20 protein-coding genes are annotated in these 24834 nt (G+C 70.1%); 8 read left to right on the top strand and 12 right to left on the bottom strand.

Annotated features, from left to right (window positions below; translation table 11 throughout):
• Positions 1-312 precede the first annotated feature (312 nt).
• Genes tkt through pgl form a run of 5 tightly spaced genes read left to right on the top strand, consistent with a single transcriptional unit; the run spans position 313 to position 7026 of the window.
• Complete coding sequence (gene tkt / locus KUM44_RS11030) at positions 313-2400, top strand: transketolase (RefSeq protein WP_217207625.1); 2088 nt, start codon at positions 313-315, stop codon at positions 2398-2400.
• Between the two features lie 34 nt (positions 2401-2434).
• Positions 2435-3553 carry a transaldolase gene (tal, locus tag KUM44_RS11025; protein ID WP_217207624.1) on the top strand — a complete coding sequence of 373 codons (1119 nt, stop codon included), beginning with the start codon at positions 2435-2437 and terminating at the stop codon, positions 3551-3553.
• A gap of 4 nt (positions 3554-3557) precedes the next feature.
• Positions 3558-5096 carry a glucose-6-phosphate dehydrogenase gene (gene zwf, locus KUM44_RS11020; protein WP_217207623.1) on the top strand — a complete coding sequence of 513 codons (1539 nt, stop codon included), beginning with the start codon at positions 3558-3560 and terminating at the stop codon, positions 5094-5096.
• Positions 5093-6247: a glucose-6-phosphate dehydrogenase assembly protein OpcA gene (opcA, locus tag KUM44_RS11015; RefSeq protein ID WP_217207622.1), complete on the top strand. Its 1155-nt coding sequence runs from the start codon at positions 5093-5095 to the stop codon at positions 6245-6247. The genes zwf and opcA overlap by 4 nt, the downstream gene beginning before the upstream one ends.
• A complete protein-coding gene (gene pgl / locus KUM44_RS11010) occupies positions 6244-7026 on the top strand; it encodes a 6-phosphogluconolactonase (protein ID WP_217207621.1) in 783 nt (260 codons plus the stop codon). The genes opcA and pgl overlap by 4 nt, the downstream gene beginning before the upstream one ends.
• A 28-nt stretch (positions 7027-7054) precedes the next feature.
• Here the strand turns inward: pgl and KUM44_RS11005 are convergent, their stop codons facing one another.
• The 5 genes from KUM44_RS11005 to KUM44_RS10985 all read right to left on the bottom strand — a co-directional run bounded on the left by KUM44_RS11005 (position 7055) and on the right by KUM44_RS10985 (position 13699).
• Entirely contained in the window at positions 7055-7894 is an 840-nt protein-coding gene (locus KUM44_RS11005) for a carbohydrate ABC transporter permease (protein WP_217207620.1), read from the bottom strand.
• A complete protein-coding gene (locus KUM44_RS11000) occupies positions 7891-9255 on the bottom strand; it encodes an ABC transporter permease subunit (RefSeq protein ID WP_217207619.1) in 1365 nt (454 codons plus the stop codon). The genes KUM44_RS11005 and KUM44_RS11000 overlap by 4 nt, the downstream gene beginning before the upstream one ends.
• Before the next feature lie 6 nt (positions 9256-9261).
• Positions 9262-10599, bottom strand: a complete 1338-nt coding sequence (locus KUM44_RS10995) for an ABC transporter substrate-binding protein (protein ID WP_217207618.1) — start codon at positions 10597-10599, stop codon at positions 9262-9264.
• A gap of 58 nt (positions 10600-10657) precedes the next feature.
• Positions 10658-12292: a glycoside hydrolase family 13 protein gene (locus KUM44_RS10990; protein WP_217207617.1), complete on the bottom strand. Its 1635-nt coding sequence runs from the start codon at positions 12290-12292 to the stop codon at positions 10658-10660.
• A 135-nt stretch (positions 12293-12427) separates the two neighbouring features.
• Positions 12428-13699 carry an ABC transporter substrate-binding protein gene (locus KUM44_RS10985; RefSeq protein ID WP_217207616.1) on the bottom strand — a complete coding sequence of 424 codons (1272 nt, stop codon included), beginning with the start codon at positions 13697-13699 and terminating at the stop codon, positions 12428-12430.
• A 126-nt stretch (positions 13700-13825) separates the two neighbouring features.
• Here KUM44_RS10985 and KUM44_RS10980 point away from each other — a divergent pair, with 126 nt between their 5' ends.
• The 3 genes from KUM44_RS10980 (at position 13826) to KUM44_RS10970 (ending at position 17542) form a co-directional block, all read left to right on the top strand.
• Complete coding sequence (locus KUM44_RS10980; protein ID WP_217207615.1) at positions 13826-14341, top strand: PadR family transcriptional regulator; 516 nt, start codon at positions 13826-13828, stop codon at positions 14339-14341.
• A 185-nt stretch (positions 14342-14526) separates the two neighbouring features.
• Positions 14527-15258, top strand: a complete 732-nt coding sequence (locus tag KUM44_RS10975) for an ABC transporter ATP-binding protein (RefSeq protein ID WP_217207667.1) — start codon at positions 14527-14529, stop codon at positions 15256-15258.
• A 1-nt stretch (position 15259) separates the two neighbouring features.
• The gene (locus tag KUM44_RS10970; protein WP_217207614.1) at positions 15260-17542 is read left to right on the top strand and encodes an FtsX-like permease family protein; all 2283 of its coding nucleotides are present in this window, start codon (positions 15260-15262) and stop codon (positions 17540-17542) included.
• Between the two features lie 109 nt (positions 17543-17651).
• On the opposite strand, the gene pgi is transcribed toward KUM44_RS10970, so the two are convergent.
• The 7 genes from pgi to gap all read right to left on the bottom strand — a co-directional run bounded on the left by pgi (position 17652) and on the right by gap (position 24812).
• Positions 17652-19307, bottom strand: a complete 1656-nt coding sequence (pgi, locus tag KUM44_RS10965; RefSeq protein ID WP_217207613.1) for a glucose-6-phosphate isomerase — start codon at positions 19305-19307, stop codon at positions 17652-17654.
• Between the two features lie 52 nt (positions 19308-19359).
• A complete protein-coding gene (locus KUM44_RS10960; RefSeq protein ID WP_217207612.1) occupies positions 19360-20622 on the bottom strand; it encodes an MFS transporter in 1263 nt (420 codons plus the stop codon).
• 160 nt (positions 20623-20782) lie between these two features.
• Entirely contained in the window at positions 20783-21118 is a 336-nt protein-coding gene (locus tag KUM44_RS10955) for an RNA polymerase-binding protein RbpA (RefSeq protein WP_003976875.1), read from the bottom strand.
• A 201-nt stretch (positions 21119-21319) separates the two neighbouring features.
• Positions 21320-21550 (bottom strand): preprotein translocase subunit SecG, encoded by a 231-nt coding sequence (gene secG / locus KUM44_RS10950; RefSeq protein WP_009300451.1) that lies wholly within the window; start codon positions 21548-21550, stop codon positions 21320-21322.
• A 102-nt stretch (positions 21551-21652) separates the two neighbouring features.
• Positions 21653-22429, bottom strand: coding sequence for a triose-phosphate isomerase (gene tpiA / locus KUM44_RS10945; RefSeq protein WP_217207611.1), 777 nt, complete (start codon positions 22427-22429; stop codon positions 21653-21655).
• A gap of 5 nt (positions 22430-22434) precedes the next feature.
• The gene (pgk, locus tag KUM44_RS10940) at positions 22435-23646 is read right to left on the bottom strand and encodes a phosphoglycerate kinase (RefSeq protein ID WP_217207610.1); all 1212 of its coding nucleotides are present in this window, start codon (positions 23644-23646) and stop codon (positions 22435-22437) included.
• Between the two features lie 155 nt (positions 23647-23801).
• Positions 23802-24812: a type I glyceraldehyde-3-phosphate dehydrogenase gene (gene gap / locus KUM44_RS10935; protein WP_062713766.1), complete on the bottom strand. Its 1011-nt coding sequence runs from the start codon at positions 24810-24812 to the stop codon at positions 23802-23804.
• Positions 24813-24834 lie beyond the last annotated feature (22 nt).

The raw sequence follows: 24834 nt of genomic DNA, 5'->3' as shown, positions 1-24834 counted from the left end.
GCCACTGTAGACGTTGCCCAGACCCGGACATTCGCGGGGGTGGGGTCGTGTTGGAGGGGGCCGTCCGACGGGCGCGCCGAAGCTCGATTGAGCACCCGGATGAGCGGCTGCGTATTCACTTGCCTAATGCGGAACGACCCGGTCGGGAGGCACATCCCGACGACTCCCCGCAGTCTGGAATGACTCGAAAAAACGCACGTACTTCCAGGGGTAGGCTCGACAGCGGCCGGCCGACGCCGAGAACGCCGGCAGCCGGTGGGCGTGTGCCCGTGACACCGGCAACCGACATGTGGAGAGGAGCCCTGACCCAGGGTGAGCACCAAGCCGACCACCACAGACCTCGAGTGGACCGAGTTGGACCAGCGGGCCGTGGACACCGCCCGCGTCCTGGCCGCCGACGCCGTACAGAAGGTCGGTAACGGCCATCCGGGTACGGCCATGAGCCTGGCGCCTGCCGCCTACACCCTCTTCCAGAAGGTGATGCGGCACGACCCGGCGGACGCCGACTGGGTCGGGCGCGACCGTTTCGTGCTGTCCGCCGGCCATTCGTCCCTGACCCTCTACACCCAGCTGTACCTGGCCGGCTTCGGCCTGGAACTGGACGATCTGAAGGCGTTCCGGACGTGGGGTTCGAAGACCCCCGGCCACCCGGAGTACGGCCACACCACGGGCGTCGAGACGACGACCGGTCCGCTGGGCCAGGGTGTAGCCAACGCCGTCGGCATGGCGATGGCCGCCCGCTACGAGCGCGGTCTGTTCGACCCGGAGGCCCCCGAGGGCACCTCCCCCTTCGACCACTACATCTACGTCATCGCCGGTGACGGCTGCCTCCAGGAGGGCATCTCCGCCGAGGCGTCGTCGCTGGCGGGTCACCAGAAGCTCGGCAACCTGGTCCTGCTGTGGGACGACAACCACATCTCGATCGAGGGCGACACCGAGACGGCCGTCTCCGAGGACGTCTGCAAGCGGTACGAGGCGTACGGCTGGCACGTGCAGCGGGTCGAGCCGCAGGCAAACGGCGACCTCGACCCGGCCGCCATCTACGACGCGGCCCAGAAGGCGAAGGCGGTCACCGACAAGCCGTCCTTCATCGCGATGCGGTCGATCATCGCCTGGCCGGCCCCGAACGCGCAGAACACCGAGGCCGCGCACGGCTCCGCGCTGGGCGACGAGGAGGTCGCGGCCACCAAGCGCGTCCTCGGCTTCGACCCGGAGCAGTCCTTCGAGGTCGCGGACGAGGTCATCGAGCACACCCGCGGTGCGCTGGAGCGCGGCCAGGCGGCCCGTGCCGTGTGGGAGAAGTCCTTCCAGCAGTGGCGGGACAACAACCCCGAGCGCGCCGCCGAGTTCGACCGGATCAGCAAGGGCGAGCTGCCCACCGGCTGGGAGGAGAAGGTCCCGGTCTTCGAGCCGGGCAAGGGCGTCGCGACGCGTGCCGCGTCCGGCAAGATCCTCCAGGCGCTGGGCGCGGTCGTCCCTGAGCTGTGGGGCGGCTCGGCCGACCTGGCCGGCTCGAACAACACGACGATCGACAAGACGTCGTCGTTCCTCCCGGCGGACAACCCGCTCCCGGAGGCCGACCCGTACGGCCGTACGATCCACTTCGGTATCCGCGAGCACTCCATGGCCGCGGAGATGAACGGCATCGCGCTGCACGGCAACACCCGTATCTACGGCGGCACGTTCCTCGTGTTCTCCGACTACATGCGCAACGCCGTACGGCTGTCGGCGCTGATGCACCTGCCGGTGACGTACGTGTGGACGCACGACTCCATCGGTCTGGGTGAGGACGGCCCGACGCACCAGCCGATCGAGCACCTCGCGTCGCTGCGCGCGATTCCGGGGCTGAACGTGGTCCGTCCGGCCGACGCCAACGAGACGGCGATCGCCTGGCGCGAGATCCTGTCGCGCTACACCAAGGAGTTCGGCAAGGGCGCCCCGCACGGCCTCGCGCTGACCCGTCAGGGTGTGCCGACGTACGAGCCCAACGAGAATGCCGCGCGCGGCGGTTACGTGCTGTTCGAGGCCGACGGCGGCGAGCCGCAGGTCGTGCTCATCGCGACCGGTTCCGAGGTGCACGTCGCCGTCGAGGCGCGCGAGCAGCTCCAGGCCGACGGGGTGCCGACGCGGGTCGTGTCCATGCCCTCGGTGGAGTGGTTCGAGGAGCAGGACCAGGGGTACCGGGACAGCGTTCTGCCGCCGGCCGTCAAGGCGCGGGTCGCGGTGGAGGCCGGGATCGGTCTCACCTGGCACAAGTACGTCGGGGACGCGGGTCGCATCGTTTCCCTGGAGCACTTCGGTGCTTCGGCCGACGGCAAGGTCCTTTTCCGGGAGTACGGCTTCACTGCCGAGAACGTCGCCGCCCAGGCGAGGGAATCCCTCGCCGCGGCCCAGCGCTGACGCTCATATACGAGACGTAGGAGTTTGATTTTCCATGACAGACGCACTGAAGCGCCTCTCCGAGGAGGGCGTCGCGATCTGGCTGGACGACCTGTCGCGCCAGCGCATCACGTCCGGCAATCTCGCCGAGCTGATCGACCAGCAGCACGTCGTGGGTGTCACCACCAACCCGACGATCTTCCAGAAGGCGATCAGCAGCGGCGACGGCTACGACCAGCAGGTCGCCGACCTCGCCGCCCGCAAGGTCACCGTCGAAGAAGCGATCCGCATGATCACCACGGCGGACGTCCGGGACGCCGCCGACATCCTGCGCCCGGTCTTCGACGCCACCGGCGGCCAGGACGGCCGGGTGTCGATCGAGGTCGACCCGCGCCTGGCCCACAACACCCGGGCCACCGTCGCCGAGGCCAAGCAGCTGGCCTGGCTCGTCGACCGCCCGAACACCCTCATCAAGATCCCGGCCACCCGGGCGGGCCTTCCGGCGATCACCGAGGTCATCGGCCTCGGCATCAGCGTCAACGTCACGCTGATCTTCTCGCTGGAGCGCTACCGCGAGGTCATGAACGCCTACCTCGCGGGCCTGGAGAAGGCCAAGGCCAAGGGCCTGGACCTGTCCAAGATCCAGTCCGTGGCGTCCTTCTTCGTCTCCCGCGTGGACACCGAGATCGACAAGCGGATCGACGCGCTCGGCACCGACGCGGCCAAGGCCGCGCGCGGCAAGGCGGGCGTGGCCAACGCGCGGCTCGCCTACCAGGCGTACGAGGAGGTCTTCTCCTCGGACCGCTGGAGCGCGCTGGAGAACGCGGGCGCCAACAAGCAGCGTCCGCTGTGGGCGTCGACCGGCGTGAAGGACAAGGCCTACAAGCCGACCCTGTACGTCGACGACCTGGTCGCGCCGAACACGGTCAACACCATGCCGGAGGCCACCCTGGAGGCCACCGAGGCCCAGGGCGAGATCACCGGCAACACCATCGCGGGCACCTACGAGCAGGCGCGCGCCGACCTGGACGCGGTGGAGGCGCTCGGCATCTCGTACGACGAGGTGGTGCAGCTGCTGGAGGACGAGGGCGTCGAGAAGTTCGAGGCGTCCTGGAACGACCTGCTCAAGTCGACCGAGGCGGAGCTGGAGCGCCTCGCCCCCTCGGAGGGCTGATCCCTTGTCACCCTTTACCGTCACGGAAGCGAACCCGCTTCGTGACGCCGCCGACCGACGGCTCCCGCGTATCGCGGGGCCGTCGGGCCTGGTGATTTTCGGCGTTACGGGCGATTTGTCACGTAAGAAGCTGATGCCGGCGGTTTATGACCTCGCGAACCGGGGTCTGCTGCCACCGGGTTTCTCGCTGGTCGGCTTCGCCCGCCGCGAGTGGGCCCACGAGGACTTCGCGGCCGAGGTCCACGACGCGGTCAAGGAGCACGCCCGCACCCCCTTCCGCGAGGAGGTCTGGCAGCAGCTCATCCAGGGCATGCGCTTCGTGCAGGGCACCTTCGACGACGACGACGCCTTCGAGCGGCTGCGCGGCACCATCGAGGAGCTGGACAAGGCCCAGGGCACGGGCGGCAACTTCGCCTTCTACCTCTCGGTGCCACCGCGCTCCTTCCCGGTGGTCATCCAGCAGCTGAAGAAGCACGGCCTCGCCGACCAGACGCCCAGCTCCTGGCGCCGCGCGGTCATCGAGAAGCCCTTCGGTCACGACCTGGCCTCCGCCGAGGAGCTCAACAAGGTCGTCCACGAGGTCTTCGCCCCGGACCAGGTCTTCCGGATCGACCACTACCTGGGCAAGGAGACCGTCCAGAACATCCTGGCGCTGCGCTTCGCCAACACGATGTTCGAGCCGATCTGGAACCGGTCCTTCGTGGACCATGTGCAGATCACCATGGCCGAGGACATCGGCATCGGCGGCCGGGCCGGCTACTACGACGGCATCGGCGCCGCCCGTGACGTCATCCAGAACCACCTCCTCCAGCTCATGGCCCTGACCGCCATGGAGGAGCCCGCCTCCTTCGACGCGGACGCGCTGGCGGCGGAGAAGACCAAGGTGCTCGGTGCCGTACGGCTGCCGAAGGACCTGGGCCGGGACACGGTGTTCGGGCAGTACGCGGCCGGCTGGCAGGGCGGCGCGAAGGCGGTCGGGTACCTCCAGGAGGAGGGCATCGACGCCCACTCGAAGACCGACACGTACGCCGCGATCAGGCTGGGCATCGACAACCGCCGCTGGGCGGGCGTCCCCTTCTATCTGCGCACCGGCAAGCGCCTGGGCCGGCGAGTGACGGAAATCGCCGTGGTCTTCCAGCGGGCGCCGCACTCCCCCTTCGACCACACGGCGACGGAGGAGCTCGGCAAGAACGCGATCGTCATCCGCGTCCAGCCGGACGAGGGCGTCACGGTCCGCTTCGGTTCGAAGGTGCCGGGCACCTCGATGGAGATCCGGGACGTGTCGATGGACTTCGCGTACGGCGAGTCCTTCACGGAGTCCTCGCCCGAGGCGTACGAACGCCTGATCCTGGACGTCCTCCTGGGCGACTCGAACCTCTTCCCGCGCACCGAGGAGGTCGAGCTGTCCTGGAAGATCCTCGACCCGATCGAGGAGTACTGGGACCGGCACGGCAGGCCCGCCCAGTACCCGGCGGGTACCTGGGGCCCCGTCGAGGCGGACGAAATGCTCGAGCGAGACGGACGGAGCTGGCGCCGGCCATGAAGATAGACCTGACCGACACCACGGCCAGCAAGATCAACAAGGCGCTGGTGCAGGGCCGTCGGGCCATCGGCACGCCGGCCGTCGGCATGGTGCTCACGCTGGTCATCGTGACGGACGAGGAGAACGCCTACGACGCCCTGAGGGCCGCCAACGACGCGTCGCACGAGCACCCCTCGCGCACGCTGGTCGTCATCAAGCGTGTCTCGCGCTCACCCCGGGACCGTACGCAGTCCCGGCTGGACGCCGAGGTGCGGGTGGGCGCGGACGCGGGCAGCGGCGAGACGGTGGTGCTGCGGCTGTACGGCGAGGTGTCCGACCACGCGCAGTCGGTGGTGCTGCCTCTCCTCCTGCCGGACGCCCCGGTTGTGGTCTGGTGGCCGGTGAACGCGCCGCTCGACCCGGCGAACGACCCGCTGGGCGCGCTGGCCCAGCGCCGGGTGACGGACACGTACGCCTCGGAGCAGCCGGTACGGGAGCTGTCGGCGCGTGCGGACACCTACACCCCTGGCGACACGGATCTCTCCTGGACCCGCATCACGCCATGGCGTTCGATGCTCGCGGCGGCTCTGGACCAGGTGGTCTGCGAGGTGAAGGCCGTCGAGGTGGAGGGCGAGGAGTTCAACCCGAGCTGTGAGCTGCTGGCGATGTGGCTCGCGGACCGGCTGGACGTCCCCGTCAAGCGGTCGCTGTCCTCGGGCCCCGGTCTGACGGCGGTCCGGATGGACACCGACAGCGGCCCGATCACGCTGGACCGTGCGGACGGCTCCCTGGCGACCCTCTCCATCCAGGGCCAGCCGGACCGTGCGGTGGCGCTGAAGCGGCGCGAGACGGCCGAGCTGATCGCGGAGGAACTGCGGCGGCTCGACCCGGACGACACGTATGCGTCGGCGCTGCGGTTCGGGGTGGAGCGGCTGAACTCCGGGCCGGTTTCGGCGGTCCGGGGCGCGGAGGCGGCCGAGGCGGCGGTGGCGAAGGCCGTGCAGGCCGTGGCGCTGGCCGGGGCTGCGGTGGCCCGGGCGGAGGAACCGCCCACGGAGGTGGAGGGGCCGGCCAAAGGAGAACCGGCCGCAGGGCCCGCCCAGATCGCTGCGGAAGCATCCGGGAAGGAAGCGAAGGCGCAGGAACCGGTGACGAAGGCGGCGGCGAAGTGAGTACTCCGCAGCTGGTCGTGCACCACGACAAGGAGCTGATGGCGCAGGCCGCGGCAGCCCGGCTCATCACGAAGATCGTGGACGCGCAGGCCTCCCGGGGCAGCGCGTCCGTGGTCCTCACGGGCGGTCGCAACGGCAACGGCCTTCTCGCCGCCCTCGCGGCCGCCCCCGCGAGGGACGCGATCGACTGGGGTCGGCTGGACCTCTGGTGGGGCGACGAACGCTTCCTCCCCGAGGGCGACCCCGAGCGCAACGTCACGCAAGCCCGCGAGGTTCTGCTGGACGCGGTGCCGCTGGATCCGAAGCGGGTGCATGCCATGCCGGCGTCGGACGGGCTGTTCGGGGCGGATGTGGAGGCAGCGGCCGCCTCGTACGCGGAGGAGTTGGCGAGGTCGGCGAGTCCGGAGAACCACGGGGCGGTGCCCACGTTCGACGTCCTGATGCTGGGCGTGGGCCCCGACACGCACGTCGCGTCCCTGTTCCCCGAACTCCCCGCGGTACGGGAGACGGACCGCGCCGTCGTCGGCGTCCACGGGGCGCCTAAGCCGCCGCCGACGCGGGTGACGCTCACGCTTCCCGCGATTCGGGCGGCGCGGGAGGTGTGGCTGCTGGCGGCCGGGGAGGACAAGGCTCGGGCCGTGGCGATCGCCCTCTCGGGGGCGGGTGAGATCCAGGCGCCGGCGGCCGGGGCGTACGGCCGTTCCAGGACCCTGTGGTTGCTGGACACGGCGGCGGCGTCCCAGCTGCCTCGGTCGCTGTATCCACCTGCGTCGCCGTGAGTTGGGGGGCGGCGGGGGCGAGGAACCCCTACTTCACCGATCCCGCCATCACCCCCTGCACAAAATGCCGCTGAAACGCGAAGAACACGACCACCGGCACCACCAGCGACACAAACGCCCCCGGCGCCAGCACATCGATGTTGCTGCCGAACTGCCGTATCTGTGACTGGAGTTCAACCGTCAAAGGCTGCGACGCACTGTCGGCGAACAGCAACGCCACCAGCATGTCGTTCCACACCCACAGGAACTGGAAGATGGCCAGCGAGGCGATCGCCGGACGCCCCACCGGCAGGACCAGCCGCGTGAAGATCCGCCACTCACCGCCGCCGTCCATCCGCGCTGCCTCCAGCATCTCCTTCGGCATCTCGGCGAAGTAGTTCCGCAGCAGGAACACCGCGAACGGCAGCCCGTACGCCACATGGAAGAGGACAACCCCGGGAATCGTGCCGAACAGCCCGAGCTGGCCGAAGAGTTTGGCCACGGGGAGCAGCCCGATCTGCACAGGGACCACCAGCAGCGCCACCACGACCAGGAAGATCACCTCACGCCCGGGGAAGTCCAGCCACGCGAACGCGTATCCGGCGAGCGCCGCGAGGACCACGACCAGCACAGTCGCCGGCACCGAGATCAGCACGGTGTTCCAGAAGGCCTGGCTTATCCCGGCGTTCCCCAGCAGCGCCGAGTAGTTGTCGAAGGACAGCTGACCGGGACTGGTGAACACGGTCCACCAGCCGCCCTTCGCCGTGTCCTCGGCGGACCGCAGGGACGACAGGAACAGTCCGGCGAGCGGTGTCAGCCACACCAGCCCGACCACCACGAGAAGCGCCTGGACGACTCCGTTGCCCAGCCCGCGCTTGACCGCGTTCATCGCTGACTCCCTCGGAAACGGCGGACGTTGAGCACCATGGCCGGGATGACCAGCAGCAGAAGCAGGACGCCCAGCGCGCTGCCCAGCCCCTGGTTGTTGCCGCCGCCGAACGACACCAGCCACATCTGTGTCGCGAGCACGGTCGCGTCCTCCTGCACCGGCCCGGGCGCGATGATGTAGACGAGGTCGAAGACCTTCATCACGTTGATCACGAGGGTGACGAAGACGACCGTGAGCACCGGCGCCAGCAGCGGCACCGTGATCCGCCGGAAGATCTGCCACTCGTTCGCGCCGTCCATCCGCGCCGCCTCCAGCGCGTCCCTCGGCAGTGCTGCCAGCCCCGCGCCGATCAGGACCATCGCGAACCCGGTCCAGATCCACAGGTACGCCCCGATGATCGCCGGTGTCACGAGCGTGGGACCGAGCCAGGAGACGCCCTCGTAGGGAGCGGCGAAGTTCGACGCCGGCAGCTTCACCGTGTACGAGCCGTCGCCCAGCCCCTCGAAGCGGAAGGAGCCGTCGGACGCCGTCGTCGTCGACGCGACCGCCTTCCCGGCCCGCACCGCCTCGACCTTCATCTCCGGCAGCCCGCTCTCCCGCCGGTCGACCTTGCCCTGCTCACCTCCCCCACCGGGCGTGAAGTCCAGGTACACGACGCCCCGCAGCTCGCCGGGGCTCGCCTTCCGCCCCGCCGCCGTGTACGCCGGCTCGGTGTCTCGGGGCAGGTCGTCGGGCAGGACACCGACCAGTCCCAGCGTGACCGACTCACCCGGCGACGCAGTCGCGCTCGTGCGGTACGAGCCGTCCGCCCCCTTCGCGAGCCCCTGCCCGTCGCGGGCCCGGGCCGTCGGATACGTCGACGTGCCCTGGAAGGCGTCGTGCACGGAGACGACCGCGGCGTTCAGCACGCCCTTGTCGGGGTCCTCGTCGTAGGCGAGGCGGAAGATGATGCCGGCGGCGAGGAAGGACACGGCCATCGGCATGAACAGCAGCAGCTTGAAAGCGGTCGCCCAGCGGACCTTCTCCACCAGCACGGCCAGGATCAGGCCGAGGCCGGTCAGCAGGGCCGGGGCCACCACCACCCAGATCGTGGTGTTGCGGATGGCCTTGAGGGTGGCCGGGTCGCGGAACATCTCGGCGTAGTTCTCGCCGCCCACGAAGCGGGTGCCGGTGGCGTCGAAGAAGCTGCGGCCGACCGAGAACAGCACCGGATACACGACCAGCGCGCCCAGCAGGAGCAGCGCGGGGAAGACGAAGAGCAGGGCGATGATCCGCGCGCGCCGCCGCGAGCGCCGGGCACGTTCCCTGCCCGGCCCCACGGCGGCCCCACGGCTCGCCTCTTTCAGGAGAGTGGCGGTCATGTCGCGTCAGCCCTGGCCCTCGTACGCCTTGGCCGCCGCGGCCTCCAGCTTCGCCGCGGTGCCCTTCGGGTCGGACGGGTCGCGCAGGAAGTCCTGGAGGAGCTTCCACTCGCCCGCGCCCTTGGTGCCGCCGAACGCGGCCGGGGCCTGGTCGGACATGTCGAAGCGGACCGAGTTCGAATCGCCCGCGGAGACGAGGGACTTGGCGGTCGCCCGGGTCACGTCGTCGCCGTACGACGCGAGGTCGACGTTCTTGTTCGGGGACAGGAAGCCTCCTGCCTCCGCCCACACCGCCGCGGCCTCCGGCGTCGCCAGGTACTCCAGCAGCGCCATGCCGGCCTTCTGGTTCTTGCCGTCCTTCAGGACGACCGCCGCGTCACCACCACTCACCACCGGCGCCTTGCCGCCGCCGACGGCGGGGAAGGGGAAGAAGTTCGCGTCCTCGCCGATCTTCTTGCCGAACTGGTCCTTGGCGACGCCCGCGACGAAGTCGCCCTCGTAGACCATGCCCGCCTCGGGCTCGGGCCCGAAGACCTTCTCCACCGAGCCGGGGAAGTCGGTGTTGAGGGCGCCCTGCTGGCCGCCCGCGATCAGCTGCTTGTCCTTGAACAGCTTGCCCAGGGTGGTGAGGGCCTCGACGACGGACGCGTCGGTCCACTTCAGCTGGTGCGCGGCGAGGGCGTCGTACTTCTCGGGTCCGGCCTGGGAGAGGTAGACGTTCTCGAACCAGTCGGTCAGCGTCCAGCCGTCCTGCCCGGCGACGGAGAACGCGGCAAGGCCGGAGTCGGAGACGGTCCGGCCGGCCTTCAGCAGGTCGTCGTACGACTTCGGCGGCTCGACACCGGCCTGGGCGAGGGCGTCGGGGCTGTACCACACGGTCGACTTGTGGGCGGCCTTGAAGTAGAGGCCGTAGAGGGTGTCGTCGACGCTTCCGTAGTCCTTCCACACGGGCGCGAAGTTGGCGTCGACGGACTTCTGGGCGGTCTTGGACAGCGGCTTGAGCCAGTCGTTCTTCGCGAACTGCTGGAGCACGCCGACCTGCGGGACCATCACCACGTCGGGGGCGTTGCCGCCCTCGATCTTGCTGCCGACGACGGTGGAGACGTTGTCCCCGGTGGACACGAACGTCGTCTTTGCGCCGGTCTTCTCGGTGAACGCGTCCAGGACCTTCTGGAAGTTCTTCTGCTCGGTGCCGGTCCACACGCCGGCCACGGTGATCGTCTGTCCGCCGAGCGCCTTGTCTCCGCCGCCGGCGGAGACCGGTCCGCCGCCACAGGCGGTCGCGCCGAGCGCCAGGACGAGGGCGGTGCAGCCGGTGAGCAGGGTCGTACGTCGTCGCATCATCGTTGATGTCCCTTCGGGGGGGTGGGAGTTGACGGGAGCTCGGGGCTCCTGGAGGGCTTCAGTGGTCGGCGTCGTCGCCGATCCACCACGCGGCCGTCGAGCCGGGCAGCACCCCGGCCGGGCAGGGGCCGCTGGACAGCAGTGGAGTGCCGGAGACCGGCGCCGGGGTGGGCGCCGTACCGAAGTTGACGGCGCAGACGAGGCCGTCGCCGCGGACGAAGGCCAGGACGCCGGGCGGACTGTCCAGCCAGCGCAGCGTGCCTTCACCCAACTGGGGCAGGGCGTCGCGGAGCTGGAGACCGTCCCGGTACAGGTGCCAGAAGGAGCGGGTGTCGGCGAGGGCGCGGTCGGTGGCGTACTCGGCGAAGTACTCCGGCTGCGGCAGCCACGGCTTGGCACTCTCGGCGCCTGAGGTGAAGCCGAAGGGCGACGCCTGGCCCGACCACGGCAGCGGCACCCGGCAGCCGTCGCGGATGCGGGCCCGGCTGCCGGTGCGGTGGAAGATCGGGTCGGTGAGGACGTCGTCGGGCAGGTCGACGACCTCGGGCAGACCCAGCTCCTCGCCCTGGTAGATGTACGCCGCTCCGGGCAGCGCCAGCATCAGCAGCGCGGCGGCGCGGGCGCGGGCGGCGCCGAGACCCGTGCCCTCGGTGGCTGGTTCGCCGTAGCGGGTGACGGTGCGGACCTGGTCGTGGTTGTTGAGGACCCAGGTGACCGTGGAGCCGGTGCCGGCGATGTCCTGCATGGCCTCGGAGATGACCTTGCGGAATGCGTCGGCCTCCCAGGGGGCGCTGAGCAGGTCGAAGAAGAAGGCCTGGTGGAGCTCGTCGGAGCGGACGTACTGGGCGTGCTCGCGCGCGGTCGGCACGGAGACCTCGCCGACGAGGAGGCGCTCGCGGCCGTCGCGGGCGGTGTACTCCTCGCATATGGAACGCCACTGGCGCCACACCTCGTGCACCTCGGGCTGGTTCCAGGCGAGCGGGTTGACCGAGTCGCGGGTGCGGGCGTCGGCCTCCGGGTCGTCGGAGTCGGGCAGCTCGGGGTGCTTGTAGAGGCCGGCGGCGACGTCGATGCGGAAGCCGTCGATACCGCGGTCCAGCCAGAAGCGGAGGATGCGGTCGAACTCGGCGCCGATCTCGGGGTTGCGCCAGTTCCAGTCGGGCTGCTCGGGCGCGAACATGTGCAGGTACCACTGGCCGGACCGCCCGTCCGCCTCGGTCACCCGGCTCCAGGCCGGGCCGCCGAACATGGAGTGCCAGTTGTTGGGCGGCTCCTCGCCGTCGCTCCCCCGGCCGTCGGCGAAGTGGAAACGGGCACGGGCGGCGCTGCCGGGCTCGGCGGCCAGCGCCTCCTCGAACCACGGGTGCTCGCTGGAGCAGTGGTTCGGGACGATGTCGAGCAGCACCTTGATCCCGATCCGCCGGGCCGCCGCGACCAGCAGGTCGAACTCGGCGAGATCACCGAAGAGGGGGTCGACGTCGCAGTAGTCGGCGACGTCGTAGCCGTGGTCGTGCTGCGGCGAGGGATAGAAGGGGCTCAGCCAGATCCCGTCGACGCCCAGCTTCTTCAGATACGGCAGCCCGGCCCGGACACCGGCGAGATCGCCGACACCGTCGCCGGTGCTGTCGAGGAAGCTGCGGACGTAGACCTGGTAGATCACCGCGTCACGCCACCAGTGGTACTTACTCAGCATGCATGCATGTTAAGTAGCTGTTTCAGGAGGGTGTCAATGAACTGGACGCAAGCTACCGGACAGTCAGGGCTTTATATCCGCCTATTTCAGGGCGGAACGGCCACAGAAGAGACCTTGGCGTTACTTAACAAGTAACTAGCGAGAGGAGATGGCGGCGAGCTCCCTCGCCAGCCGCCGCACAGCTGCCGCGGGCGTCTCGCGCCCGGTCATCGCGTCGTGCACGACGGCCTGCACCACCAGGCTCACCTGGTCGTAGCGGGGGCTCTTGGGGCGCGGCGCGGCCGTGCGCACGCTCTCGCGCAGGGTCGGCAGATACGGGAACTCCCGCACCAGCGCGGGATCCTCGTACAGGTCGGCCCGTACGGGCGGCAGCGCGCCGCGCGTGAGGACCTGGCGCTGGACGGGCTCACTGGTCAGGTACGCGATCAGCCGGGCGGCCGAGTCGGGATGCCGGGCGTGGGCGCTGACGGCCAGGTTGGAGCCGCCCAGCACGCTCCTGCCCGGCCCGTCCGGACCCGGCAGCGGCACCGCACCGATCTTCCCGGAGACCGGCGAACCCTTGGCCGACGCGCCGACATAGGCGTACGGCCAGTTACGGAGGAAGAGCAGGCGTCCGTCCTGGAAGGCCTGCTTGGACTCCTCCTCCTTGTAGGTCAGCGCCTGCTTGGGGATCCAGCCCTCGCGCACGCCCCGGGCGAGGAAGTCGATGCCGTCGCGGGCCGCCGTCGAGTTCACGGTGACGCGCTCGCCCTCGTCGCCGAGGATCGAGCCGCCCGCCGAGTAGACGGCCTCGGCGGCGTTCACGGTGAGGCCCTCGTAGGGCAGGAACTGGCCCGCGTAGCCGTCGAGGCCGTACTTCGGCGCGATGGCCCTCGCGGCCCGTTCCAGTTCGGCCCAAGTGCGCGGGGGGTCGACGCCCTCCTTGGCGAGGATGTCCTTGCGGTAGAGGAGCAGGCCGGCATTGGTGACGTACGGGACGGCGTAGAGCTGTCTGTCGTAGGTCGCCGTGTCCACGACCGGAGGCAGGAAGGTGTCCAGCGGGAAGCGGTCGCGGGCCAGCGGACGGATCCAGCCCTGCGCGGCGAACTCCGAGGTCCAGCTGACGTCGATGTTGAGGATGTCGAATCGGCTGCGGTCGCCGGCGCGCAGGTCGGTGGTCATCTGCGCATGGGTCTCGTCGGCGGAGTCGGGCAGCTCGACGAGGGTGACCTTCTCGTCGGGGTGGGTACGGTTCCAGCCGTCCAGGACGGAGCCGAGATAGCCCGTGAGGTCTCCGGCGGTGGCGAGGGTCATCGGTCCCCTGCCGCTCGCGGGGCCCTCGTCGGCACGTGCGCCGGAGGCGACGTAGCCGGTCAGGATCACCACGAGGACGAGAAGGCCCCTACCGGCGGCATGGATCCACCGCATAGGTTCCTCCCTGTACACCTGGCGCCGAACTTCTTCGTCCGGGGTCAGAGGCCATGTATACCTGTTAGGTATGCGCGATACTAGGGCTCGCAGCACATTACCCAGGATGCGAGGAGGAGAGGTCGAGTGCGGCTGCCCCTCCTGGCCCTGCTGGCACGCGGCCCGGCGCACGGCTACGAGCTGAAGCAGGACCTTGAGCAACTGCTGGGCTCCGCGTACCCTCAGCCGAACGTCGGCCAGATCTATGTGACCCTCGGCCGTCTCGAGAAATCGGGGCTGATAGAGGGCGAGGACGTCGAGCAGTCGAGCCGGCCCAACAAGAAGGTCTACCACCTCACCGACGCCGGGCGTGAGGCGCTGCGCGCCTGGTTCGAGGAGCCCGAGGACGAGCCACGGGTGCGGGACGAGTTCTTCATGAAGCTGGCCGTCGCCCCGCAGACCGGTCTCGCCGACCAGATCTCCCTCATCAACCAACAGCGGCGCCAGTACCTGAACACCATGCGTCAACTGTCGAAGCTGGCCGCCGCCGAGGACCGGGACAACCGCATCGCGCATCTGCTGATCGAGGGCGCGATGCTGCACCTTCAGGCCGATCTCGACTGGCTGGAGCGGTGCCAGGAAGAGCTGGAGGAGCTGGAGTGAGCGACGATTCCACTCCTGGGCTGCGCGCCGACGGTGCTGAGGCGGGCGCGACGAGCGCTGGGCGCGACGCGAAGAGCGCTGGGCGCGACGCGAAGAGCGCTGGGCGCGACGCGAAGAATGCCGGGCCGGGCGCCAGGAGTGCCGGGCCGGGCGCGAAGAGCGCCGGGACCGGCGCCGAGCGCCCTGTGCTGCGCTCCGAGGGCCTGGTCAAGACACATCACGGCGAGGGCGCGCCGGCACATGCCGTGCGGGGCGTGGATCTTTCCGTGCGGCAGGGCGAGTTCGTGGCGGTCACCGGTCCGTCCGGTGCCGGTAAGTCGACTTTGCTGCATCTGCTGGGCGGGCTGCTGCGCCCGGACAGCGGGAGCATCTGGCTGGACGGCGAGTGCGCGGACCGCTGGAGCGAGGCCCGCTGGGCGGTGGAGCGCAGGAAGCGCATCGGGATCGTCTTCCAGTTCTTCAACCTGGTCTCCGACCTGTCCGTCGCCGACAACGTCGAGCTGCCCGCGCTGCTGGCCGGCGTCCCGCCGAAGCGGGCGCGCGCCGAGCGGGCGGAGCTGCTGGCCGAGCTGGGCCTCACGGGCAAGGAGCGGAGCATGCCGGGCGAGCTGTCCGGTGGCGAGCAGCAGCGGGTCGCGCTGGCCCGGGCCCTGGTCAACCGTCCGCCGCTGCTGCTGGCCGACGAGCCCGCCGGCAGCCTGGACAGCAAGGGCACCCGCGAGGTGATGCGGCTGCTGTCCCGCTTCCACCAGCGCGGCCAGACCATCGTGCTGGTCACGCATGACGCACGGCTGGCGAGCGCGGCGGACCGGGTGATCAGCTTCTTCGACGGGCGGATCGCCGACGACGCCGAACTGGACGGCGGCACACCGCCGCGCCGCACCGGGATATCCGGTGTGCTGGAGCTCCGGGACTGAGATGCGAGCCACCCTGCGCTGGGCACACTCCGATCTGCGCACGCACCGCGGCGAGGCCCTGTTCCTCGTGCTCGCCACGGCCGGGATCGTCGTCTCGCTCCTGCTGGCCACGGCCCTCTTCGGCTACGCCACCAACCCCTGGCAGCGCGTCTTCACCCAGGCGCACGGCGCGCACGTATGGCTGCACACCGGCCCCTCGCCCGACACCGGGAAACTCGCCGACCTCGACGGCGTCGATTCCGTCGCGGGCCCCTACCCCACCACTTCCACCACTCTCGCCTCCCGCGGAACCCGCGCCTCCGTCGAGCTGCGCGGCACTCCCGAGCGCCCCACCGTGGGCCGCCCGCTCCTCACCTCCGGTCACTGGCTGGACCCCGCGAACCCCGACGGCGTGGTCTTGGAGACCCGGCTGGCCCGGGCCCTGCTGGCCGCCCCCGGCGACACCCTCACCCTGCCCGGAACCGACCGGAGCCTGACCGTGCTCGGCATCGCCGACAGCGCCGAGCCGCGCTACCGGCCGGGCGAGCAGCCGGGCCTCGTCTGGGCTCCGCCGTCCGCGGTGCGCGACCCGGGCGGGCAGGTGATCGGGCTGCGACTGACCAACCCCGACGACACCGACTACGCCGTCCAGCGCGCCGTGACGGTACTCGGCGCCGGTGCGGTCAGCGAGGTCTCCACCTGGAAGCAGGGGCGCGCCGAGGCCCAGGGCGACAACCGGCTGCTCGGGCAGGTGCTGGGCCTGTTCGGGCTGGGCGCGCTGGTCGCCGCCGGGCTCGCCGTGCACGGGGCGATCGGCACCCGGATCCGCGGGCATCTGCGGGACATCTCGGTGCTGAAGGCGATCGGCTTCACTCCTGGCCAGGTGGTTCGCGTCTTCCTGCTCCAGCACCTGGCCTACGCCCTGCTGGGCGCGGTGGCCGCCGCTTCCGTCCTCCAGGCCCTGGGCAGCCGTATTCCGGGGCGCCTCGGGGATGCGGTCGGGGTCTGGCAGGGGTTGCCCGGACACACCCTGGCGCTGGTCGTGGTGCCGGTCGCGGCGGTGCTGCTCATCGGCGCGACCACCGGGCTCGCGGCGTGGCGGGCGGGGCGGGTGCCCCCGGTACCGGTGCCGCGGCCGACCGCTCCGCTCGGCGGTCGGCTCTCGGGCGTGGCGCGCGGCGCGCTCGGGCTACGGCTGCCGCCCGCGCTGGTCCTGGGCTGGCACCGGGCCTTCACGCGCCGCCTCCGGTCCCTGGCGACGGTCGCCCGGCTCGCGCTGCCGCTGCTGCTGATCGTGGTTGCGATTAGCGCGTGGACCACGATCGAGCGGTTCGACAGCCGGCCCGACCAGGTCGGCCTGCCGACCGCCCTGACCGTCCACGCCGACTCCGGCCTCGCCGAACGCGACACCCGCGCCCTGCTGGAACGCGACCCGCAGGTCGCCGCCGCCTACCCGGGTGTCGAGGTGGCCGCCCTCGTCCCGGGCCAGACCGCCACGATCGCCCTGCGCGGCCTCGGCACCCACGCGGACCCCTACCCGTACACCCTGGCCGAGGGCCGCCCGGCCCAGGGCCGCGACGAGGCGGTGGCCGGGCAGGGCCTGCTGGAACTGCTGGACGTGCGGGTCGGCGACTGGGTGCGGATGACCGTCGGCGACCAGCCGCAGATCCTGCACATCGTGGGCCGCAGCATCGAACCGGAGAACGCCGGCCGGGTCATCTCCACCTCCCTCGACACCCTCCGCGAGAACGACCCAGGCCTCGGCCCCACCCTCTACGAGCTACGGCTCGACCCGGGGGCGGACCCCGGCCAAGTCGCCGACCGGCTGTCCACAGCCGGGCACGGCAGCCTGGACGTCCACGCCGTACCCAACCCCGCCGACGGGCTCTCTCCCTTGCGCGGAGTCGTCGTCGGCCTGATCGCCGTCCTGGCTCTCATCGGGCTCATCGAACTGCTCACCGCGATCGGCGGCACCGTCCGCGAGAGCGAACGTGACCTGCTGGCCCTGAAGGCCATCGGCCTGTCCCCACGGCAGATCACCGCGATCACCGTCACGTCCACCGCCTGCACGGCCCTGGCCGCGGTCGTCATCGGTACGGCCCTCGGCGTACCCCTGGCGCACTGGCTGATCGACGCCCAGGGCAGATCGAGCGGCATCGGCGCCGGCATCGCCCAGGGTCCGCCCGCCACCCTCCTGCTGCTGCTCGGCGCGGCGGCGGTGCTCGGCGCCGCCGCGCTCGCCGCCCTCCCGGCGTCCCGCGCGGCACGACGCCGACTGGCGGACACGCTGAGCGCGGTCGCCTGAGGGTGGCTGCGGGGAACGCCGCGAGCAACCACGCACAGTCCCCGCTGCCGCCGTCAATCAGAAAGCACCGAGTTCATAGGCGCCCCGCGCAACCCCCCGGACGGACCCGTCACCGCCGGCCGCGCAGCTCCCGGTACTTGGCGACGAGCGCCTTCGTCGACGCGTCCAGCCCCGGCACCTCGGCACCCTCGGTCAGCGCGGGCTCGACCCGCTTGGCGAGGACCTTGCCGAGCTCGACGCCCCACTGGTCGAAGGAGTCGATGTTCCACACCGCGCCCTGCACGAACACCTTGTGCTCGTACAGCGCGACCAGCTGGCCCAGCACAGACGGGGTCAGCTCACGCGCGAGGATCGTGGTCGTCGGATGGTCGCCCTTGAACGTCTTGTGGGCCACCAACTCCTCCGGCACCCCCTCCGCGCGCACCTCCTCCGGTGTCTTGCCGAACGCAAGGGCCTGCGTCTGGGCGAAGAAGTTCGCCATCAACAGGTCGTGCTGCGCCTTGAGTTCGTCGCTCATCTCGGCGACGGGCTCGGCGAAGCCGATGAAGTCCGCCGGGATCAGCTTGGTGCCCTGGTGGATCAACTGGTAGTACGCGTGCTGCCCGTTGGTGCCCGGCGTGCCCCACACGACCGGCCCGGTCTGCCAGTCGACGTCCCGCCCGTCCCGGCCGACGTACTTGCCGTTGGACTCCATGTCCAGCTGCTGGAGATACGCCGTGAACTTCGAGAGGTAGTGGCTGTAGGGCAGCACCGCATGCGACTGCGCTTCGTGGAAGTTGCCGTACCAGATGCCCAACAGGCCGAGCAGCAGCGGCACGTTGGACTCGGCGGGTGCGGTGCGGAAGTGCTCGTCGACGGTCCGGAAACCGTCGAGCATCTCGCGGAAGTTGTCCGGCCCGATTGCGATCATCAGCGACAGGCCGATCGCCGAGTCGTAGGAGTAGCGTCCGCCGACCCAGTCCCAGAACTCGAACATGTTGGCCGTGTCGATGCCGAAGTCGGCGACCTTCTCGCCGTTCGTCGACAGCGCGACGAAGTGCTTGGCGACGGCTTCCGGGCCGGCGTCCAGCTCGGCGAGGAGCCAGTTGCGGGCCGAGGTGGCGTTGGTGATCGTCTCGATGGTGGTGAAGGTCTTCGAGGCGATGACGAACAGCGTCTCCGCCGCGTCCAGGTCGTGCGTGGCCTCGTGCAGGTCGGCGCCGTCGACGTTCGACACGAAGCGGACGGTGAGGCCGCGGGCGGTGTAGCTGCGCAGCACCTCGTAGGCCATCGCGGGGCCGAGGTCGGAGCCGCCGATGCCGATGTTGACGACGTTCTTGATGCGCCTGCCGGTGTGGCCGGTCCAGGCGCCGGAGCGGACCCGCTCGGCGAAGTCGGCCATCTTGTCGAGCACGGCGTGCACACCCGGGACGACGTTCTCCCCGTCGACCTCGATCACCGCGTCACGCGGTGCGCGCAGCGCGGTGTGCAGCACGGCGCGGTCCTCGGTGGTGTTGATCTTCTCGCCGCGGAACATGGCGTCCCGCAGCCCGAACACGTCCGTCGCGGCGGCCAGCTCGCGCAGCAGCCGCAGCGTCTCGTCGGTGACGAGGTGCTTGGAGTAGTCGATGTGCAGGTCACCGACCTGCAGCGTGTACCCCGCACCGCGTCCCGGGTCGGCGGCGAACAGCTCCCGCAGCCGTACTTCGCCGAGCTCCTCACGGTGCTTGGCCAGCGCGGTCCACTCGGGCGTCTGGTTGAGCCTGGTACGGCCGTCTGCGTTCATGTCCGACTTCAGCCTTCTTTCGTGCCTGTCCCAGCTGGTCCAACCTAATTGATCAGCGCGCGGCGTGAGCCGTCGTGGTGTCGTCGTCCGGCGCAACAACAGGTACGTCCGGCTTGCGCACAGGTATCAGCGCGCCGAGGGCCAGCACGAAGAAGGCCGCCGTGAGCAGGGGCGGGGTGTTGAGGCCCCAGATGGTGGCGACGGCACCGCCCAGCAGGGCGCCGAGCGGCACCCCGGCGAAGGCCAGCGTCCGGAAGGCCGAGGCGATTCTGCCGAGCAGCTCGGCGGGGCTGCGCTGCTGCAGGAGCGTCGTCGTGGTCACGTTCCACACCATGCCCATGAGCCCGAAGACGACCAGAGCGGCCACCAGAACGGCCAGGCTTCGCACAGTGCCCATGACGACAAGGGCCGCGATCTGCACGGCACCGGCGAGCAGCACGGCCCGGACGGCGCCCAGCCGCTTCACGATCCGGCCGTTCACCACTCCCCCGGCCAGGCCTCCGACGGTGAAGGCGGCACCTGCCGCCGCAAATCCCACAGGGCCGGCGTCCAGCCATCCGGTCACCAGGACGACCAGGGTGGCGATCTGGGCTCCCATGCCGATGTTGCACAGGGCGGTCGCGGCGCACAGGCCGCGCAGGGCCCGGTCGCGCCACAGGGTGCGCAGTCCCTCCGCGATCTCCCGGCGCAGGGTGCTGCCCGCCGGGGCCGGCTTCCGCTCGGGCGCCTCGATCCGCAGCGAGGCCACCAGCACGGCAGCCACCACATAGGTGCCGGCGTCGGCGGCGAAGGGAACGGCGGCTCCCGCTGTCAGCAGCACCGGCACGACCGGCCCGCCGACCAGTCCGCCGGCGATGCGCTGCCCGGTCATCAGGCGGGCGTTCGCACTGCCGAGGGCGTCGCGGTCCACCAGGACCGGGAGCAGGGAGGTGGCCGCGTTGTCGAACACCGTCTGGAGCGCGGTCAGTGTGAAGGCCAGCGCGATGAGCAGGCTGATCGAGGCATGTCCGAGCGCCACGGCCACTGCGAACGCGCCGACCAGCAGGGCCCGTAACGCGTCCACCGTCCACATGGCGCGCCGCTGGTCCACTCGATCGGCGACGGCGCCGCCGAGCAGTCCGAAGAGGATCCACGGCAGATAGCCACAGGCGGTGACCGCGGCGATCAGCAGCGGCCGGTCGGTCAGCGTCACGGCGAGGAGCGGCAGCGCGGCCGTACGCAGGGAGTCACCGAAGCTGGAGAGAACGGCGGCGCTCCACAGCCGTCCGAATCCTCCGCGCCACGCGGGCGCACGCACGCCCGCCGTCCCAGCCATCGTCACAACTCCCCCCCGGTCCATCGATGCAGAAGATCGATGCACAAACCGTAGAGGGCGCCACTGACAATCGGCCTCGGCGCGGGAGTCCACCGGCGGTACGCCGGTGCGTCATACAGGTCCGGCCGGACACCTCAGGTGCCCGGCCGGTCCTCAACTCCTAGATTTCGCCCCGCAGTTTGGCGAGTGCCTCGGCGAGGATCGCCTCGCCGTCCGCGTCACTGCGTCGTTCCCGTACATACGCCAGGTGCGTCTTGTAGGGCTCGGTGCGCGGCGGGTCCGGCGGGTTGTCCCGGTCCTGTCCGGCGGGGAAGCCGCAGCGCGGGCAGTCCCAGGTCTCGGGAACCTGCGCGTCGCTGGCGAAGCTGGGCTGCGTCTCGTGCCCGTTGGAGCACCAGAAGGAGATGCGGAGACGCGGCGCGGACTCGCCGCGCTCGGCCTCGCCCATCGGCCCCGCCCCGACCCGGCTTCCTCGGATCGCGTTGCCACTTGCCACGGTCGTAACTCCCTGCGTGATGGTGCCGCAAAGCGAGTCGGCGTTTCGCTTCGCTGCGAGCGCCTCAGTCTACGTAAGGCCCAACGCGCGTCCAGTGATTGGAGTTACAGAGCCCTCACACCTAGACGCAAGCCCCATGATAGGCCGCGCTCAGCTGCGCGTACCGAACATGGGGCCTTACGTACGGATTGTGCGTGCCGGTCAGTTGTTCACCTTCATCAGGATGCCGAGCACGACAATGCACGCGAACCACAGCAGACCGACCACAACGGTGATCCGGTCGAGGTTGCGCTCGGCGACCGAGGAGCCGCCGACGGACGACTGCATGCCGCCACCGAACATGTCGGAGAGGCCGCCGCCCTTCCCCTTGTGCATCAGCACCAGCAGCATCAGCAGCAGGCTGAAGACGATCAGGGCGATGGAGAACCCCATAACCACGGCTGGACCAACTTCCTCGGATTCGGATGGACGACGGGGGCACAGCACTGTGGCTGCGCCCCCGCAAGGGTACGACGGATCGCCGCTACCGCATACTCACTGGTCGCGGAACCGCACGATCTTGACGAACTCGTCGGCGTCCAGCGACGCGCCGCCGATCAGAGCGCCGTCGATGTCGGCCTGGGCCATGATCTCGGCGACGTTGCCCGACTTGACCGAGCCGCCGTACTGGATGCGGACCTTGTCGGCCAGCTCCTGGGTGTACAGCTCGGCGATCTTGCCGCGGATGGCGGCGCAGACCTCCTGGGCGTCCTCGGCGCCGCAGACCTTGCCGGTGCCGATGGCCCAGACGGGCTCGTAGGCGATCACGACGGTCTCGGCCTGCTCGGCCGGGAGGTCCTTCAGACCGCCCTCGACCTGGGCGAGGGTGTGGGAGACGTGGTTGCCCGCCTCGCGGACCTCCAGCTCCTCGCCGACGCACAGGATCGGGGTCAGGCCGTGCTTGTAGGCGGCCTTGACCTTGGCGTTGACGATCTCGTCGGTCTCGGCGTGGTACTGGCGGCGCTCGGAGTGGCCGATCGCCACGTACGTGCACTTCAGCTTGGCCAGCATCGGACCGGAGATCTCGCCGGTGTAGGCGCCGGAGTCCTGGGCCGAGATGTCCTGGGCGCCGTACTTGATCTTCAGCTTGTCGCCGTCGACCAGGGTCTGCACGGAGCGCAGGTCGGTGAAGGGCGGCAGGACGGCGACCTCGACGGCCTCGTAGTCCTTGTCGGCCAGGGCGAAGGCGAGCTTCTGGACGTGGGCGATGGCCTCGAGGTGGTTGAGGTTCATCTTCCAGTTGCCCGCCATCAACGGCGTGCGCGTGCTCATTTAGGTCAGTCCTCCAGTGCGGCGAGGCCGGGGAGCGTCTTGCCCTCGAGGTATTCGAGGGAGGCGCCGCCACCGGTCGAGATGTGGCCGAATGCGGTCTCGTCGAAGCCCAGGGTGCGGACGGCCGCGGCGGAGTCGCCACCGCCGACCACGGTGAAGCCCTTGGAGTCGACGAGTGCCTGGGCGACCGCCTTGGTGCCCTCGGCGTAGTCGGGGTGCTCGAAGACGCCCATGGGACCGTTCCAGAAGACGGTGGCGGCGTCGGCGAGCTTCGAGGCGTACAGCTTGCGGGTCTCCGGACCGATGTCCAGGCCCTCCTGGTCGGCGGGGATGGCGTCCGCGGCGACGGTCGTGGGGTTGGCCGGGGCCTTGGTCTTCAGGTCCGGGAACTCGGTGGAGACCAGGACGTCGACCGGCAGGACGATCTCGACGCCGTTCCTCTCGGCGCGCTCCATGTACTCCTTGACGGCCGGGATCTGGTCCGCCTGGAGGAGGGAGATGCCGACCTCGTGGCCCTTGGCCTTGAGGAAGGTGTACGCCATGCCGCCGCCGATGAGCAGCCGGTCGGCCTTGCCGAGCAGCTGGTCGATGACGGCGAGCTTGTCGGAGACCTTGGCGCCGCCGAGCGCGACGACGTACGGCCGCTTGACGTCATCGGTGAGCTTCTTCAGGACGGCGACCTCGTTCGCGATGAGGTAGCCGGCGTAGTGGGGAAGCTTGCCCGGGAGGTCGTACACGGACGCGTGCCCCCGGTGCACCGCGCCGAAGCCGTCACCGACGTAGACGTCGGCCAGGGCGGCTAGCTGCTCGGCGAAGGCGCCGCGCTCGGCGTCGTCCTTGCTGGTCTCGCCGGCGTTGAAGCGGAGGTTCTCGACGACCGCGACCTGGCCGTCGGCGAGGCCCGCGACCACGGCCCGGGCGGACTCGCCGACCGTGTCGGTCGCGAACGCCACGTCGGCGCCGAGGAGTTCCCCGAGGCGTGCGGCGGCCGGGGCGAGGGAGAAGGCGGGGTCCGGAGCTCCCTTGGGGCGGCCCAGGTGGGAGGCGACGACCACGCGGGCGCCCGCCTCGGCGAGCGCCTTGACGGTGGGCAGGACGGCGCGGATACGGCCGTCGTCGGTGATCGTGGTGCCGTCCAGCGGCACGTTCAGGTCGGCGCGGACGAAGACCCGCTTGCCGGCGACGCCTTCGGCGAGAAGTTCGTCGATCGTCTTCATGAAGGGGACTCCTGAGGAGGGCTCGTGATCTCTCGTGATCGCTCGGAAGCGCTCGTGATCCAACAGGTCTGTTCTGCACGCGCGTCAGGGCTCGGGCGGCGCGTCCCTGCGCCGCCCGAGCCCTGACTCACATCAATGCGCCTGCTCTGGATATATCAGAGCTGGTTGCCGACGAAGACCGTGAGGTCGACGAGGCGGTTGGAGTAGCCCCACTCGTTGTCGTACCAGCCGAGGATCTTCACCGAGTTGCCCTCCTGGACCATGGTCAGGGAGGAGTCGAAGGTGCAGGAGGCCGGGTCGCTGACGATGTCCGAGGAGACGATCGGGTCCTCGGTGTACGACAGGTAGCCCGCCAGGTCGCCGTCCTCGGACGCCTTCTTGAACGCGGCGTTGACCTCGTCCTTGGTGACCTCGCGCTGCAGCTGCACGACCAGGTCGGTGGCCGAGCCGGTCGGGACCGGGACGCGCATGGCGATGCCGTCCAGCTTGCCCTTGAGCTGCGGGAGGACCAGGGCGGTCGCCTTGGCGGCACCGGTGGTGGTCGGGATGATGTTCTCGGCGGCGGCGCGGGCGCGACGCAGGTCCGAGTGCGGGAAGTCCAGGATGCGCTGGTCGTTGGTGTAGGCGTGGACCGTCGTCATCAGGCCCTTGACGATGCCGAAGTTCTCGTCGAGGACCTTCGCCATCGGCGCCACACAGTTGGTGGTGCAGGAGGCGTTCGAGATGACGTGGTGGTTCGCCGGGTCGTACTTGTCCTGGTTGACGCCCATCACGATGGTGATGTCCTCGTCCTTGGCCGGAGCCGAGATGAGGACCTTCTTGGCGCCGCCGGCGAGGTGCTTGGCGGCGTCGGCCTTCTTCGTGAAGATGCCCGTCGACTCGATGACGATGTCGACGCCCAGCTCGCCCCACGGAATGTCGGCGGGGTTGCGCTCGGACAGGACCTTGATGGTGTGGCCGTCGACGGTGATGGTGTCGGCGGTGTGCGACACCTCGGCCTTGAGACGGCCCAGGATGGTGTCGTACTTCAGCAGGTGGGCGGTGGTCGCGGTGTCACCCAGGTCGTTGACAGCCACGATCTCGATGTCAGCACCCTGCTCCAGCAGCGCGCGGAAGTAGTTGCGACCGATACGACCGAAGCCGTTGATGCCTACGCGGATCGTCACGAACCGATCTCCTCGTTGGTAC

The organism is Streptomyces sp. AC550_RSS872, from assembly GCF_019049285.1.
GTDB lineage: Bacteria > Actinomycetota > Actinomycetes > Streptomycetales > Streptomycetaceae > Streptomyces.
This window is presented reverse-complemented; position numbering and strand designations above follow the sequence as displayed.

What these genes read in the sequence shown, in the direction of transcription:
- tal (WP_217207624.1), top strand. Translation starts at nt 2,435, where the DNA reads ATGACAGACGCACTGAAGCGCCTCTCCGAGGAGGGCGTCGCGATCTGG.
- opcA (WP_217207622.1), top strand. Translation starts at nt 5,093, where the DNA reads ATGAAGATAGACCTGACCGACACCACGGCCAGCAAGATCAACAAGGCG.
- KUM44_RS11005 (WP_217207620.1), bottom strand. Translation starts at nt 7,894, where the DNA reads ATGAACGCGGTCAAGCGCGGGCTGGGCAACGGAGTCGTCCAGGCGCTT.
- KUM44_RS11000 (WP_217207619.1), bottom strand. Translation starts at nt 9,255, where the DNA reads ATGACCGCCACTCTCCTGAAAGAGGCGAGCCGTGGGGCCGCCGTGGGG.
- KUM44_RS10995 (WP_217207618.1), bottom strand. Translation starts at nt 10,599, where the DNA reads ATGATGCGACGACGTACGACCCTGCTCACCGGCTGCACCGCCCTCGTC.
- KUM44_RS10990 (WP_217207617.1), bottom strand. Translation starts at nt 12,292, where the DNA reads ATGCTGAGTAAGTACCACTGGTGGCGTGACGCGGTGATCTACCAGGTC.
- KUM44_RS10985 (WP_217207616.1), bottom strand. Translation starts at nt 13,699, where the DNA reads ATGCGGTGGATCCATGCCGCCGGTAGGGGCCTTCTCGTCCTCGTGGTG.
- KUM44_RS10970 (WP_217207614.1), top strand. Translation starts at nt 15,260, where the DNA reads ATGCGAGCCACCCTGCGCTGGGCACACTCCGATCTGCGCACGCACCGC.
- pgi (WP_217207613.1), bottom strand. Translation starts at nt 19,307, where the DNA reads ATGAACGCAGACGGCCGTACCAGGCTCAACCAGACGCCCGAGTGGACC.
- KUM44_RS10960 (WP_217207612.1), bottom strand. Translation starts at nt 20,622, where the DNA reads ATGGCTGGGACGGCGGGCGTGCGTGCGCCCGCGTGGCGCGGAGGATTC.
- secG (WP_009300451.1), bottom strand. Translation starts at nt 21,550, where the DNA reads ATGGGGTTCTCCATCGCCCTGATCGTCTTCAGCCTGCTGCTGATGCTG.
- tpiA (WP_217207611.1), bottom strand. Translation starts at nt 22,429, where the DNA reads ATGAGCACGCGCACGCCGTTGATGGCGGGCAACTGGAAGATGAACCTC.
- pgk (WP_217207610.1), bottom strand. Translation starts at nt 23,646, where the DNA reads ATGAAGACGATCGACGAACTTCTCGCCGAAGGCGTCGCCGGCAAGCGG.